The 13,129-nt window shown below is 73.0% G+C and carries 14 protein-coding genes and 2 pseudogenes; 5 read left to right on the forward strand and 11 right to left on the reverse strand.

Annotated features, from left to right (window positions below; all coding sequences use genetic code 11):
* Positions 1–112 precede the first annotated feature (112 nt).
* From AB0F18_RS35715 to AB0F18_RS35730, 4 genes are all read right to left on the reverse strand, one after another.
* Positions 113–448, reverse strand: a complete 336-nt coding sequence (locus AB0F18_RS35715; RefSeq protein WP_362068549.1) for a metalloregulator ArsR/SmtB family transcription factor — start codon at positions 446–448, stop codon at positions 113–115.
* 194 nt (positions 449–642) lie between these two features.
* A complete protein-coding gene (locus AB0F18_RS35720; protein ID WP_362068552.1) occupies positions 643–1,017 on the reverse strand; it encodes a hypothetical protein in 375 nt (124 codons plus the stop codon).
* 118 nt (positions 1,018–1,135) lie between these two features.
* Positions 1,136–1,792, reverse strand: coding sequence for a lysophospholipid acyltransferase family protein (locus AB0F18_RS35725; RefSeq protein WP_362068555.1), 657 nt, complete (start codon positions 1,790–1,792; stop codon positions 1,136–1,138).
* 91 nt (positions 1,793–1,883) lie between these two features.
* Positions 1,884–2,405, reverse strand: a complete 522-nt coding sequence (locus AB0F18_RS35730; RefSeq protein ID WP_362068558.1) for a DoxX family protein — start codon at positions 2,403–2,405, stop codon at positions 1,884–1,886.
* A 278-nt stretch (positions 2,406–2,683) separates the two neighbouring features.
* Between AB0F18_RS35730 and AB0F18_RS35735 the strand changes: the two genes are divergently transcribed.
* The gene (locus AB0F18_RS35735; protein ID WP_362068561.1) at positions 2,684–3,340 is read left to right on the forward strand and encodes a hypothetical protein; all 657 of its coding nucleotides are present in this window, start codon (positions 2,684–2,686) and stop codon (positions 3,338–3,340) included.
* Positions 3,341–3,442: 102 nt separating this feature from the next.
* Here AB0F18_RS35735 and AB0F18_RS35740 read toward each other — a convergent pair whose 3' ends face one another.
* Positions 3,443–4,021 carry a transposase family protein gene (locus AB0F18_RS35740; RefSeq protein WP_362068564.1) on the reverse strand — a complete coding sequence of 193 codons (579 nt, stop codon included), beginning with the start codon at positions 4,019–4,021 and terminating at the stop codon, positions 3,443–3,445.
* Positions 4,022–4,104: 83 nt separating this feature from the next.
* Positions 4,105–4,374, reverse strand: a pseudogene (locus AB0F18_RS35745) (IS5/IS1182 family transposase); the annotation flags it as partial.
* 93 nt (positions 4,375–4,467) lie between these two features.
* Between AB0F18_RS35745 and AB0F18_RS35750 the strand changes: the two are divergent.
* Positions 4,468–5,631, forward strand: coding sequence for a pentapeptide repeat-containing protein (locus AB0F18_RS35750; RefSeq protein ID WP_362068567.1), 1,164 nt, complete (start codon positions 4,468–4,470; stop codon positions 5,629–5,631).
* A 376-nt stretch (positions 5,632–6,007) separates the two neighbouring features.
* Here the strand turns inward: AB0F18_RS35750 and AB0F18_RS35755 are convergent, their stop codons facing one another.
* Positions 6,008–6,220: a hypothetical protein gene (locus tag AB0F18_RS35755; protein ID WP_362068570.1), complete on the reverse strand. Its 213-nt coding sequence runs from the start codon at positions 6,218–6,220 to the stop codon at positions 6,008–6,010.
* Between the two features lie 157 nt (positions 6,221–6,377).
* Here AB0F18_RS35755 and AB0F18_RS35760 point away from each other — a divergent pair, with 157 nt between their 5' ends.
* The gene (locus tag AB0F18_RS35760) at positions 6,378–7,211 is read left to right on the forward strand and encodes a DUF1206 domain-containing protein (protein ID WP_362068573.1); all 834 of its coding nucleotides are present in this window, start codon (positions 6,378–6,380) and stop codon (positions 7,209–7,211) included.
* A 64-nt stretch (positions 7,212–7,275) separates the two neighbouring features.
* Here the strand turns inward: AB0F18_RS35760 and AB0F18_RS35765 are convergent.
* The 3 genes and pseudogenes from AB0F18_RS35765 to AB0F18_RS35775 form a co-directional block, all read right to left on the reverse strand.
* Positions 7,276–7,571: pseudogene (locus AB0F18_RS35765) on the reverse strand (hypothetical protein); the annotation flags it as partial.
* Positions 7,572–7,669: 98 nt separating this feature from the next.
* Positions 7,670–8,041, reverse strand: a complete 372-nt coding sequence (locus tag AB0F18_RS35770; protein WP_362068576.1) for a hypothetical protein — start codon at positions 8,039–8,041, stop codon at positions 7,670–7,672.
* A gap of 78 nt (positions 8,042–8,119) precedes the next feature.
* Positions 8,120–8,821: an NAD(P)H-binding protein gene (locus AB0F18_RS35775; protein ID WP_362068579.1), complete on the reverse strand. Its 702-nt coding sequence runs from the start codon at positions 8,819–8,821 to the stop codon at positions 8,120–8,122.
* A 134-nt stretch (positions 8,822–8,955) separates the two neighbouring features.
* Between AB0F18_RS35775 and AB0F18_RS35780 the strand changes: the two genes are divergently transcribed.
* Positions 8,956–9,690: a TetR/AcrR family transcriptional regulator gene (locus tag AB0F18_RS35780; RefSeq protein ID WP_362068582.1), complete on the forward strand. Its 735-nt coding sequence runs from the start codon at positions 8,956–8,958 to the stop codon at positions 9,688–9,690.
* A 43-nt stretch (positions 9,691–9,733) separates the two neighbouring features.
* Here AB0F18_RS35780 and AB0F18_RS35785 read toward each other — a convergent pair whose 3' ends face one another.
* Positions 9,734–12,127 (reverse strand): Orn/Lys/Arg decarboxylase N-terminal domain-containing protein, encoded by a 2,394-nt coding sequence (locus AB0F18_RS35785; RefSeq protein ID WP_362068585.1) that lies wholly within the window; start codon positions 12,125–12,127, stop codon positions 9,734–9,736.
* Positions 12,128–12,473: 346 nt separating this feature from the next.
* On the opposite strand from AB0F18_RS35785, the gene AB0F18_RS35790 reads away from it, so the two are divergent.
* Positions 12,474–13,112, forward strand: a complete 639-nt coding sequence (locus AB0F18_RS35790; RefSeq protein WP_362068588.1) for an ankyrin repeat domain-containing protein — start codon at positions 12,474–12,476, stop codon at positions 13,110–13,112.
* The last annotated feature ends 17 nt before the right edge of the window (positions 13,113–13,129 follow it).

A 13,129-nucleotide genomic window follows, 5' to 3' on the forward strand; every position in this document is an offset into this window, starting at 1 on the left:
TACTGGGCGTACTCGGTCTTGCGCCCGGTGCGGCGAGAGTGCGTGCCTGGGGGCACCTCCCAGCGGTAGCTGGGGGAGCGTCGCGGGGCAGACGGGACTTTGACGACAGACCCTAGGCCTGCTCGGCCTCGGTGAGTTCGGCGATCAGGGCGTTGCGTCCCGCCAGCATCTCCGTGAGGATCCTGCGCGCCGCGCGCAGGAGTTCGGCGACGTCCCCGCCGGCGAGGGCGTAGGTGACGGTCGCTCCCTCCCGGGTCGAGACCACGATGCCCGAGCGGCGCAGGACGCCCAGTTGCTGGGACAGGTTCGACGCTTCGACGCCGATCTCGGCCAGCAGGTCCCGTACGGGCATCGGTCCGTCCTGGAGCAGTTCCAGCACGCGGATGCGGACCGGGTGGCCGAGCATGCGGAAGAACTCGGCCTTGGCCTGGTACAGCGGGACCTGCATTCCCACGTCGCTCCTGTTCTTCCTCGGACTTGGACTCGGACTCGGACTCGGGTTCGGATGGGGGTCTTGCCGCCACCCGCCCCATCGTCGCGCCCCACCGGCCCACGCGCACCCGAAGTTGACCGGTTTCATATGTGCCGAGTTGAAGACTTCTTCAACTCATGGGCACGCGTGGGCCCGGCGGAACGCCGCGACTAGACCTCCAGATCCGTCTCGATGCGGCGGAGCTGGTGGCGGGCCATGGCCAGGTTGGACCTGGACCGGTCCAGCACGAGGTAGAGGAACAGGCCGCCGCCTGAGCGGCCGCGCCGGATCTGGATCAGGTGGTACTGGTTGCCGAGCGTGATCAGCACGTCCTCGATCTCGTCCTGGAGGCCGAGCATCTCCATCGTGCGGACCTTGGCCCGGATGACGTCGGTGTTCCCGGCTGCGGCCACGGCGAGGTCCAGGTCCTTGCCGCCGCCGAGCGTGCCCAGGGCCATCCCGCTGGTGTAGTCCACCAGGGCCACTCCGAGGGCCCCTTCGATCGAGGTCATCGCTTCCTTCAGCGATACTTCCACGTTCGCCATGGTCGTTCCTCCACTCGTGTCCCGTGCCTGGCACGGCACGGATCTTCCCTACCGGGACGCTACCGATCGCCCGGCTCCGTACGGGCCGATCCCGGCAATTGGCTCGATCTCGCCCCTGTCACACGGCGGGCTCCCGCAGTCGGGCGGCGGCCGTGCGCCAGGCCTCGGTGACGGCGGCGTGCGCCTGGAGCGTGCGGGCGTCGGCCTCCCCGGTCAGTTCGAGGCCCTGCCCCACGTGGACGTGCAGGTCCGGCCGCCGCAGCGGGGCCGTGACGAGGCCGGCGACCTGCTTGACGGCGCTGCCGGAGGTGATCCGGCGGGCCCCGGCCTGGCCGACCGGGACGACCGGCGCCCCGGTGCGCGCGACGAGCCGGGCGAGCCCGCTGCGGAAGGCCAGGGGCGCGGCTTCGCCGGCGTCGCGGCGGGAGGGGATCCCGCCCTCGGCGTACATCAGCACGGAGCGTCCCGATGCCAGCGCCGACGCGGCGTGGTCCAGCGCCTCGGCGGCCCGCCGGTGCCCCCGGTGCACCGGGATGTGGCCCTCGCGGGCGAGCCGGCGCCCCAGCCAGGGGATGCGCCACAGCCCGGCGGTGGCCATGACGACCGGCTCGACTCCGCAGCGCCGCAGGGCGGCGAGGACGACGACGGGATCGGCGAGTGAGGTGTGGTTGGCGACGATGAGGCTGCCGGGCCGGATCCCGGCACCGGGCGCGCCGGTGGTGACCGACAGGCGTCCGAGGGCGGGCACCAGGAGGTGGGCGAGGCGACTGATCATGGATTCTTCCCGTTCGGCACGCGACGAGGGCTGCGGCCACAGCCGCTCCAAGGATCTCGGCCCCGCGGCCGCCGCGCCTGAGTCGTCCTACTCAGACGTCGTCGGCGTCCTGCTGTCCCCGCGCCCGTTTGGCGACGACCGCGGCCGCCGCGACCGCGCTCGCGGTGAAGGCCAGGACGAGGGTCCACCGCTGGTCGAAGGTGTGGCCGGTGGCGTGGTCGAGGGAGTAACGGCCCGCACCGGCGAGGCCGATGGCGGCCGCGGTGAACCCGAGGAACGCCGGGTACTCGAATCCGCCGGACTGGGCGAAGAACCCGGCCGGGGCGTGGACGGACACCGCGCCCGCCATCGCACCCGCCGCCGCGGCCCCCGCGACCGGGGTGGCCAGCCCCAGCACGAGCAGGGCCCCGCCCCCGGTCTCACCGAGTCCCGCGGCCATGGCGCTGGGCCGGCCCGGGGTGAAGCCCATGTGCTCCATCGCGGCCGCGGTCTTGTCCAGCCCGCCGCCCCCGAACCAGCCGAACAGCTTCTGCGTGCCGTGCGCCATGAGCACGGCCCCGGTTCCGGCACGGAGCGCCAGCAGTGCGAGGTCACGTCGGTTGATGCGGCTCATCGAGGTCTCCCTGGGGGCGACGGGGGTGGGTGCCGGGGACATCCGTATCCCGTCGGGGCGGTGACGCCCCCGCACCGGGGCGTACGTCCGCCGATCGGGCGAGCGGCGACGGCCTCCGAAATTTCGTGATCACGTCACCGGTCGGTGACAGCGGCGTCCTGGAACGAAGACGCGGGGACCCCCCGGCCTCACAGCGCCCTCATAGTGATCGGACCAGGGCCGAGGGCACGCGTAGCACCCGCTCCGGCCTCGACCACCGCACACCAAGGGGCTCTTCCATGTCCGGCAACCGTCGCAAGGCCTTCCTCGTCTCCGCAGCCCTCGTCGGCGGCGCCCTGCTGTTGACGGCCTGTCAGGACTCGGACACGGCGGCGGACACGGGCGCCCCGCAGGGCCCTTCCTCCGCCGCTCCGGCCGGCAAGACGGGCACCCTGGCCACGCCGTCGACGACGGGCGGCAGCCAGGGCGACGGCAAGGGAGCCGCGGGCGGGGCCGGCTCCGGCGCGGACACCGGCAACGGGGAGCGGAAGCCGGTCGAACAGACCTGCGGGGCCAATGACATCGCCTGGAGCACGAAGTCCGAGAGCCAGGGCGGCGGCTACATCCTGATCACCGCGAAGGCGAAGCCCGGGATCACCTGCTACCTGCCCGCCGCGCTGCCAACCGTGGCGTTCGGCTCCGACGGCACCGAGGCCGGCCCCGCGGAGCAGGCCGTCGGCAAGCAGATCAAGCTGAGCGGGAGCACCGCCGCCTACGCCGGGGTGAACCCGAAGACCACCAAGGAGAACGGCGGCAAGGAACTGGACAGCATCATCGTCGCCGTCGGCAACACCGACCCCGACCCGGTCTCCCTGCCGGTCGGCACCATCACGGTCGACCGCCCGGTCGTCACCAACTGGCACACCTCCCCGAAGGACGCCGTCCCCGTCAAGTGACCGAACCGGCACTCCGTCGGAAGTCCGGGGCCGGCGCCCCTTACAACCTTGGGAGCGATTGAGTTCGGGGCGTGCCGGCCTGGCGGGTTGGCTGGTGGGTGATCAGCAGGCGGCCTGCCGGGCGGAGCGGTCAGAGACCAGGGTGGCGATCGCGAGGTGGGTCTCGGCGTAGGTCTCGCGGCGGCCGGTGAACCGCTGCAGGGGCCGCCACTGCTTGTACTCGGCATTGGTGTGCTCCAAGCAGATCCGCGCGGAGGACTGGCGGCGTCTCTGCTCGCGCCAGGCGTGGTGCTCGCCCAGCGGCGCGTCGTCCTTTGGTTTCTTCGGCGGGGCGCTGACCTGGCCGGGGAACTCGTTGGCCAGGCCCCGGTAGCCCTCGTCGACCTCGGCCTTGACCTTGGGGTGCCGGTGGAACTGCTCGGCGATGCCCTCGGTGCGCACGGCGGTCTGGTCGTGCATGCGGCCCGGCCGGACCACACCGCTGAACAGGGTGCGACCCTGCGGGTCACTGAAGGTGGTGGTCTTGATGGTGTTCTGCTTCTTCTTGCCGGAGACGAACGCCTTGCGGCAGGGGCGGTGGGCGCGGGGGCGGCGGACCTGCACTTCGGTGCCGTCGATGCGCAGGTCAACGCCCTCCGCGCCGGCGTAGGCGAACAGGTCCTCCAGCGTGCGCAGCCGCACCCCGGCCGGTCCGGGACGGCGAAGCCGCGGGCCGCCAGCAGTGGGCGGACCTCGCGGATGGCTCCGGAGACGGTGGATCGGTCCACTGCGTACAACTCGGCCAGAGCGGCGTGCGGGATCCCAAGCCGCAGGTGGACCAGCGTGACCAGGAGCCGGTCGACGAAGACCAGGCGCTGCTTGGGCCCGGCGCCGACCGCCCGCCTCCGGTCTCCGCCACGCCGCTCGTGTAGCGCCGACTCCCGCGCGGCCTGCCACCGGGGCGCGAGTTCTTTGAGTAACTCGCCGAAGTGTGCGCGCGGGACCCCGGACAGGGCGGGATGGGAACAGGCCGCACGGGCCCAGGTAAACCTCACAACTCACCCAACCCATACGGCCGTTCTCATGTCACGGGCCAGTGCCACAGCACTCTTGATCGTGTACTAAGTGGAGCCTAAGCTCCTGTGCCCATGGAGATGAGGGAACCGGACCGCGGGCGGCGGCCATGGCGCGACGGGCTGGTCAGGCGTCGTACCGCCGGGGCTCTGCTGTCCGGGGCCGCGGGGCTGGTCGTTCTAGGCACAGTGTTCGTCCTACTGCCCGGTGTGGTGGTCGACCACGATCTCGCCGGGGCGAGCGTCGCCGCACAGGATCGACTGAAGGCGGTGAATGATGTCCGTACGACGCTTCTGCAGGTGGTCGGCGGCCTGGTCGTGCTCTTTGGCGCGTATGCCACCTGGCGGCAACTGCGCGTGAGTCAGGACGGTTTGCGCGCCACCCAGGAGGGCTACGTCACCGACCGATTCAGCCGGGCCGTCGACCAGCTCGGCAGCGACAAGCTGGATGTGCGCATCGGCGGATTGCACGCGCTGTGGCGGATCGCGGAGCAGTCCGCCCGCGACCGGGAGGCCATCATCTCCATCCAGGCCGCGTATCTGCGTACGCACCTGCCCTGGCCACCCGCCGGGCCGGAGTCACCGGCGGCAGACGTGCCCATCAACGACATCGCACCCCTGGAGACTCGCGCCGCCGACGCCCAGGTGGCGCTGACCGCGCTCGGCGTGCTGTGCCAGCACCGGGAGCAGTCCTGGGTCAATCTCAGCATCACCGACTTGCGCCGGGCCGACTGCGACGGACTCTGGTTCCCCGAGGTCAACTTCGACCGCACTTGCCTGGAGGCCGCGGGCCTGTACCACGCCAATCTGACCCAGGCGTCCCTGGTCTCGGTCAACCTGCGGCACGCCGACCTCACGACTGCGATTCTCCGGCGGGCTCGCTGCATTCTGGCCGACCTACGGGGCGCGAAGCTGGTCGAAACCGACTTGCGTGACGCCGACTTCACTGAGACCGACCTGCGCGAGGCGAACCTGCGCAAGGCCGTCGCCCACGGCGCGGTCTTCCAACGCGCCGATCTCCGCATGGCCGACTTGCGCGGCACCGACTTGAGCACCGCCAACCTTGTCGAAGCGCGCCTGACCGGCGCCGTGGCCAGCGAGCACACCCGCTGGCCCGCCGACTTCGACCACACGGCCGCCGGAGTCGTCGACACCGATGACCCCGGCCCTGAGCCCTCGCCCCTACTCCAGCCCCCGGGGATGACGTGGCAGGCGGCGCCGCTGCGGTCCACTCCCTGACCAAGACGCGCCGGTCAAGACAGCAGCGACCGCGATCCGCCGGACGGCACCACTCCTCCTCAGCGGCGTCCTGATCGCGCAGGGGCCCAGACCGCCAGGCAGATCCGGAGCTGGTATCGCTCCCAAGGTCGTTAGTCGGGCGGCTCCGGTACCGGGGGGTGAGTGGGCTCCGGCGGGTGGGCTGGGGGTGGCGGGGGTTCGGGGGCGGGTTCGGGTGGGTGGGGGTCGCGGGGCACCGGTTCGGGGCCGCGGGGTTCGGGAGCCGGGCTGGCCGGGGTGCGTTCACGGCCCGGGGCTCCTTCGGGGGTGGGGTTCATGGTGGTTCTCCTCGGCAGGTGGGTCTGCCCTCGGGGTGAGCCGGTGCGGCGGGTACGTCTCAGGTCCGGTCGCGGGTCTCGTCGACCACCGGCAGAGCGGCGGTGCGGCGGCGGCGCAGGACGCTGCTGTAGACGCCGAGTCCCAGCAGTCCCGCGGCCATCATGATCAGGCCCACCACGTCCAGGTTGACGCTGTCCATATGCCAGTCGCTCGCGAAGGTGAGGATGGCCCCCACCACGATCAGGGTGATGCAACCGCCTATGCCGGCCATGGATGGTGCCTCCTCATCGGACGCGCTGGTCTGTGACCGCGCGGTTACCCGGACTCCCGCGGGTGAAACGGCGCCACCCCGGCGGCGGCCGGACGCATGGCGCGGGCCGCAGCGGGCAGGGGCGGCTGGGACGGGGCCATCACGGAAGGGGTGGGTCATGGCGGCACCAACCGCCGGCGGAGCCCGGGCACGCGAAGCTCACGCGGCCGTGGTCGCGGCCGCCCGGTGCGGACTGGCCACGCGCGGGGTGCTGTACGTACTGGTGGGCCTGCTCGCCCTGCGGATCGCGTTCGGGCGCACGGAGGAGGCGGCCGACCGCACCGGGGCGCTCACCCTGCTCGCCGGCCAGCCTGTCGGGCGGGTGCTCGTGTGGGCCGTCGGCATCGGGCTCGTGGCGATGGCGCTGTGGCGGCTCTCCGAGGCCGTCTTCGGCGCCGCCGGACCCGACGGGCACAAGCCCACGAAGCGCGTCGCGGCGGCCGCCCGCACCCTCTTCTACGCGGTGGTGGCCTTCTCCGCGCTGTCCTTCGCCGCCGGCCGGGGCGGCGGGCGCTCCAGCGACGAGCAGTCGCGGGACGTGACGGCCAAGGTGCTGGGGGTTCCGGCGGGCGAGTGGCTCGTGGGGGCGGCGGGGATCGGCGTCGCCATCGGCGGGATCGTCATCGCCGTGGGGGCGGTCCGGCTCACCTTCCGCGATCAGCTGGACACCGTCCGCCTGCCCGAGAGGGCCCGCCGGGCCGTGGACGTGCTCGGCGTGGTGGGCGGCGTCGCGCGCGGAGCCGTGTTCACGGCCGCCGGCGCCTTCCTCGTCTACGCGGCCGTGTCCTACGACCCGCAGAAGGCCAAGGGCGTCGACGACACCCTCCGCGCCTTCGCCCGGACCCCGGCCGGCCCCTGGCTGCTGGTCGCCGTCGCGGCGGGGCTGCTGCTGTTCGGCGTGTTCTCCTGGGCCCTGGCCGCCTGGCCCCGCGTCCGGGGCACCCGCCAGTAGGAGCGGCCGCCCGTGACCGGCGTGCGGTCAGCGGACTCGCTCAGCGGTGAACGGGCGTGGCTCGTCAGGGCCACGACCCCCGGCCCCGGCGCGCGCCCCGGGCGGCGTCCACCGTGCTGCGCGTGGCGCCCGTAGCGATGGCGTCCGCGACCGCCGAGGCGGGCAGCGCCACGACGCGGTAGGCCTTCCTCGCCTCCCGGGCCACCGGGTCGGCGATGCTGTCGGCGAGTTCGGACTCGGTGACGCCCGGGGACACGAGGATGACCCGGACGGCGCCGTCGGACTCCTGGCGCAGGCCTTCCGAGACGGCGCGGACGGCGAACTTGGTGACACCTCGTAGGCGCCCACGGAGGCGATGTTGCCGCGCGGCCGGGCTCGCACCGCAGTGTGCGCGCCTGGGCGCGCTGGTGGAGGAACTGCTCGGGGCGAGCGGTGAGTTCGCCGCGCTGCCGGGCTGGTCAGGCAGGGGTGAGGACGTCCTCGGGGGCGCCGTCGAGGACGAAGCCGTTGTCGAAGCGGATGCGGGCCGTCACCCGGCTGCCCTCCGTCTGGAAGGCGGTCCACTCGGGCTGCAGGGCCTCGACCTCGTCCTCCAGCCGCTTCCTGCTCGCCTCCGGCATGGCGTGGCCGTAGTCGTCGAGCAGCGCCTTGAGCCGCTGGTACTCGCGGACGCCGTGGCTCGGGGGCTGCCCGTCCACCCGCTCGACGGTGCCCCCGGTACCCGCCGCCAGGGAGAGGAAGCCGACGACGGCCCCCGCCGGCTGGGCGATCGCTTCGGCCAGCCCGATGTCCGTGGCGAGCTTCACCCGCTGGCCTTCCCTCAGGGTCATCGATCCTTCGTCCCTCACTCGATACGCGCCGCGGGAACGGCCCGCGGCGGAGCCATTATCCGCCGCGGGCCGTCCCCGTCAGTAGCCGACCGTGAAGCGGCGCTGGACGAAGCGCGGCAGTTCCGCCTCGTCGACCAGGGCCACCGCGGCGTCCTCCATGGAGATCCGGCTGAGCCCGTCGGCGTCGAGGACGGGCTGGTCGCCGCCGATGCGGAAGCGGCCCGTGCGCTCGCCGGGGGCGATGTCCTTCGCGGGACTGAAGTACGTCCAGAGCCTGTTGGAGGTGCGCAGGACGTTCAGGCCGTCGCGGGCGCCACGCACGGCGGCCGCGTACTCCCTCGGCAGCCCCAGCGGGTCCAGGGTGGCGTGGAGGTGTTCCTCGGAGTCCGCCATGACGAGGCCCGGTTCGATCTCCAGGCTGCCGGCGCCGCCGATCACGATCAGCCGGGTCCTGGGGTGGCTCTCCAGCGCCTTCAGCAGGGCCCGCGCCGCGGTGACGTGCACGCCGGGATCGGCGATCGAGCGCTCCACGGTGTCCGCGAGGTCCCTCGCGGCGTTGCCGGGCTGGAAGCCGCTGATCAGCACGTCCAAGCCGGGGAGGACGGCGGCGACGCTCGCGGCGTCGAGTACGTCGACGTTCTTCCAGGTGATGTTCTCGCGGCCCTCCTCGATCCCCGTGACGTCGCGGCTGAACGCCGTGACGCGGTGCCCCCGGCCGAGGGCTTCGGTGACGACGCGGCTTCCGATACCGCCCGTGGCCCCGATGACTCCGATGTGCATGGCTCTCCCCTATGTCGCATGCCAAAGCTCTTGCACAGGGCGCGCCTTCAGCACTTTCCTGTGCGCCGTTCGAAAACTATACGCCGTGAAGTTTAGATACGGCCACCAGAAAGGTGACTGTGTAGAGTGAGGGCGTGGCACAGACAGCGGGAACAGGAAGCACCAGGGGACGCCGCGAGCGGCTGCGGGCCGAGACGACGGCGGAAATCAAGAGGGTGGCCCTGGAGTTGATGGCCTCGGGCGGGCCCGACGCCATCACGCTGCGCGCCATCGCCCGGGAGATGGGCATGACCGCCAACGCCATCTACGGCTACTTCGCCACCCGCGACGAACTGGTGACGACGCTCATCCGGGACGTGTACACCTCACTGGCCGACGCCGTGGACGCCGCCTGGGCGACGGCCCCCGCCACGGACCCGGCCGGGCGCATCCAGGCCTGGGCGCACGCCCTGCGCGACTGGGCGCTGGCCAACCCCGAGGGCTTCCGCCTCGTGTACGGCGACCCCGTGCCGGGCTATCTGGCCCCGGAGGGCGGCGCGGCCCCGGAGGCCGCGCGGCGGGTCTGCACCGGGCTGACCGCACTGGCCGCGGCCGCCTGGCCCTATGCCGAACCCCTGTACGCGGACGGCGACTTCCAGTGGTCGGACTTCGACCCCGCGCTCCTCGACAAGGTCCGCCCGGAGTTCCCCGACCTGCCGCCCGCGGCCGTGGCACTCGCCATGCGGCTCTGGGGCCGGCTGCACGGCCTGATCACCCTGGAGGTGTACGGGCACCTGCGCACCCAGACGCTCAGCCCCGACAAGCTCTACCGCGAGGAACTCGCCGACCTGGTCCGCCTCCTGGGCGTCCCGGCCGGGCCGGGGGCCTGACGCCCCGGCCCGAGCGGGCGGCCGAATCCCGCGCTCTGCCTCGCTATTGCGGCGGCGTGCGGAGGCATTCGATCAGGTAGTCGCCCGTCTCCGGGTCGACGGTGACGCCGTGGGCCTCGCTGCCGAAGCCGGGGAAGGCGCGGTCGAAGGCCTCCAGGGCGCCGAGGTAGCGCAGCAGGGGGCCGTCGGGGGTGCCGAGGGACTCCCCGGGCATCAGGACGGGGATGCCGGGCGGGGTGACGGTCACCATGGCGGCCGCGATCCGGCCCGGCGCGTCGGCCAGGCGCAGGCGTTCGGTGCCGCCGCGGATGAGCTGCTGGTAGCAGTGGCGGGGCGGGTGGACGGGCTCGGGCAGGTGCCGGAAGGCCTCGTCGAGGGCGTCGACGAAGGCGCCGCGGGTGAGGTGCTCGTGCATCCGGGCGCACAGTGCGCGCAGGGTCGTGCCCCGGTAGCGGCTGGGATGGCGTTCGGCGAGGGCGGGCAGGACCCGGTCGAGCGGGGCGTCGGCGTCGTAGAGGGCCTTGAAGTCCATCAGGGCGTCCATGAGGGTGCCCCACTTGCCCTTGGTGATGCCCATGGAGAACAGGATGAGGGTGCTGTAGCTGTCGGTCTTCTCGACCACGATGCCGCGGGTGGCGAGGTACTCCGTGAGGATCCGGGCGGGGATGCCCCAGGGCTGGGTGTCCCCGGTGGCGGTGACACCGGGGCAGGTGAGGGTGACCTTGACGGGGTCGAGGAGGCAGTAGCCCTCGGTCAGGTCCGGGAAACCGTGCCAGGCGGCGCCGGGTTCCAGCTGCCAGCAGGCGGGCTCGGAGGCGAGCAGGGAGGTGGGCGCGTCCGCGAAGGCGATGCGGCTGCCGGTGGCGGGGTCGGTGACGTGCTCGGGCTGCCAGACCCCGAAGAACCAGTCGGGCCGGTCGCCCGCGGCGGCGATGCGGCTGCCGGTGCGGACGACGGCCTGCCGGAACCGGATCGCCTCGGTGACGGCCTCGTCGATCAGCCACCGGCCCTGCGGCCCGTCCATCATGGCCGTCGCCACGTCGAGGGAGGCGATGCCGGGGTAGAAGGCGGAGGTGGTGCCGTGCATCATGAACGCCTCGTTGAAGCGGTCGTGGTCGACGGGAGCCCGGGGTGCGGGCCGTACGTGGACCATGGCGCACTGGGAGAGCGCGGCGAGCAGCTTGTGGGTGGAGTGGGTCGCGAACACGGTCGGCCGGGCGGCGCCCTCGAAGGTGTCCGGCCCCACCGCCATGCCGTACCGCCCCCGGTAGAGGGGGTGGAAGCGGGCGTAGGCGAACCACGCCTCGTCGAAGTGCAGACGGGGCGTGCTCGGCGCGAGGGCGCGGGCGGTGGCGAGGGTGTCGTAACACAGGCCGTCGTAGGTGGAGTTGGTGACGACGGCGTACTGGGCGTCCGGTGAGACGGCTCCCTCGGTCAGGGGGTTGGCGGCGATGCGGGCGGCGACCGCGGCCGGGGCGGTGGCGGTGGGAGGCAGCGGGCCGGCCAGTCCGTAGCCGTTGCGGGTGGGCACGAGGTAGACCGGGCGTGCGCCGGAGACGACCAGGCCGTGCAGGACGGACTTGTGGCAGTTGCGGTCGACCAGGGCGATCTCGTCGGAGGTGACGCTGTAGTGGCCGACCATGCGGTTGCAGGTGGAGTCGCCGTGCAGGACGAAGTACGTGCGGTCGGCGCCGAAGACGCGGGCGGCGTTGCGTTCGGCCTCGCCGATGGGCCCGGAGTGCTCGTAGAGGGACCCGAGCTCGCCGACGGAGATGGACAGGTCCGTGCGGAACAGGCGCTCGCCGTAGTAGTCGAAGAAGGCCCGGCCCGCCGGTGACTTCAGGAACGCGACCCCGCCGGAGTGGGCCGGGGTGTGCCAGGAGTATTCGTGGGCGTCCTCGAAGCGGCGCAGGGCACGGAAGAACGGCGGCAGGATCTCCTTCATGTAGGTGTGGGCGGCGGCCGCGACCCGGCCGGCGATGAAGGCGGGGGTGTCCTCCAGCGGCCAGATGTAGCCGACGACGGTCTCCGACACCCACAGCGGCAGGTGCTCCAGGTCGTGGTCGGAGCTGTCGGTCATCAGCAGGAAGACGGGCAGGTCCTTGAAACGGCGCCGGATCCGGTCCAGGACCTCGGCCCCTCCGGTGGGCATCTCCGCGCGCCCGTCGGTCCCGCCGCCGTCACCGCGGCCCGGTCCGGTCCCGGCCGGTGCGGACTGCGCCGCTCCGGTGGGGCGGGGCAGGTCCCAGGCCACCACCGCGGCGGCGATCCCCGCCTCCGTCTGGAGCATCGCCCGGGCGTCCCGCGCGTCGGCCGCCCGTGCCAGCTCCAGTCCGCGGTTTTCGAGCTCCTTGCCGATGCGGCGCAGTTGTCCGGCGCTCACCCCGCCGCCGAGGGGGTCCTCGCGCAGTGCCAGCAGTACCGTGCCGTTCGCCATGGGTTCCGTCCGCCTTCCGTCATGGACCGCCCGGCCGGGCCGGGCTGGTGGGGGCCGCCCGGCGGTGACGTGGTGGAACCGGCACGTGCGGGCGGGGCCAGTCTGGTCCCGCCCGCCGGGTCCGGAAGCGATCTTCGAATGGGTTCACCCTCAGGTGGGCGTGTCGGACACGGGTACGTGTCCCGGCCCGCCCGGAGCGGGTGGCCCCGTCGGCCTGCCGTCCGCCGGCGGATGCCGGGGCGGTGCGGATCAGCCGATCGGATGACGGGCGGGTCGGCCGGATGAGTGGACGGGGAGAGACGGCGGAGGGACCACCCGCCGGCCACGTCCGGACCAGGATGGAGACATGAATCCGCACGACCGACTCCTGCTCGATGCCGCCGAGGCCGGGGCCGCCGACGGGGTGCGCGCCGCGCTCGCCGCCGGTGCCGCTCCGGAGACCCGCGACGAGGACCTCCGTACGGCCCTGCTGCTCGCGGTGCTCGGCGACCACGTCCACGTCGCCGAGGTACTGGTCGCCGCCGGCGCCGACCCCGACGCCCCCGATGCCCGCGAGGACAGCCCCTGGCTGGTCACCGGGGTCACCGGCAGCGTCCGGATGATGCGGGTCCTGCTGCCGGCCGGGCCCGATCTCACGCAGCGCAACAGGTTCGGCGGGGTCTCCCTCATCCCCGCCGCCGAACGCGGGCACGTCGGATACGTGCGGGCCGTGCTGGCGGAGACGGACATCGACGTCGACCACGTCAACCGGCTCGGCTGGACCGCGCTGCTTGAGGCGGTCATCCTCGGCGACGGCGGCTTCCGCCACGAGGAGGTCGTACGGCTGCTGCTCGCCGCCGGAGCGGACCCGTGGCTCGCCGACTCCGAGGGCGTGACGGCGTACGAGCACGCGGTGCGGCGCGGCTTCGACGGGCTCGCCCTGCTCCTGCGCGCGGCGCAGCAGCGGTCCGGGCACGGCGGCCCGTCCGGCCCGGGCGCGCGATGAGCCTCCGGACCCGGCCC

The sequence above is a fragment of the Streptomyces sp. NPDC029216 genome (genome assembly GCF_040648015.1).
Taxonomy (GTDB): Bacteria; Actinomycetota; Actinomycetes; order Streptomycetales; family Streptomycetaceae; genus Streptomyces.

Coding starts and splice junctions, on each gene's coding strand:
- AB0F18_RS35715 (WP_362068549.1), bottom strand. CDS start 448: ATGCAGGTCCCGCTGTACCAGGCCAAGGCCGAGTTCTTCCGCATGCTC.
- AB0F18_RS35720 (WP_362068552.1), bottom strand. CDS start 1,017: ATGGCGAACGTGGAAGTATCGCTGAAGGAAGCGATGACCTCGATCGAA.
- AB0F18_RS35725 (WP_362068555.1), bottom strand. CDS start 1,792: ATGATCAGTCGCCTCGCCCACCTCCTGGTGCCCGCCCTCGGACGCCTG.
- AB0F18_RS35730 (WP_362068558.1), bottom strand. CDS start 2,405: ATGAGCCGCATCAACCGACGTGACCTCGCACTGCTGGCGCTCCGTGCC.
- AB0F18_RS35735 (WP_362068561.1), top strand. CDS start 2,684: ATGTCCGGCAACCGTCGCAAGGCCTTCCTCGTCTCCGCAGCCCTCGTC.
- AB0F18_RS35750 (WP_362068567.1), top strand. CDS start 4,468: ATGGAGATGAGGGAACCGGACCGCGGGCGGCGGCCATGGCGCGACGGG.
- AB0F18_RS35755 (WP_362068570.1), bottom strand. CDS start 6,220: ATGGCCGGCATAGGCGGTTGCATCACCCTGATCGTGGTGGGGGCCATC.
- AB0F18_RS35760 (WP_362068573.1), top strand. CDS start 6,378: ATGGCGGCACCAACCGCCGGCGGAGCCCGGGCACGCGAAGCTCACGCG.
- AB0F18_RS35770 (WP_362068576.1), bottom strand. CDS start 8,041: ATGACCCTGAGGGAAGGCCAGCGGGTGAAGCTCGCCACGGACATCGGG.
- AB0F18_RS35775 (WP_362068579.1), bottom strand. CDS start 8,821: ATGCACATCGGAGTCATCGGGGCCACGGGCGGTATCGGAAGCCGCGTC.
- AB0F18_RS35785 (WP_362068585.1), bottom strand. CDS start 12,127: ATGGCGAACGGCACGGTACTGCTGGCACTGCGCGAGGACCCCCTCGGC.
- AB0F18_RS35790 (WP_362068588.1), top strand. CDS start 12,474: ATGAATCCGCACGACCGACTCCTGCTCGATGCCGCCGAGGCCGGGGCC.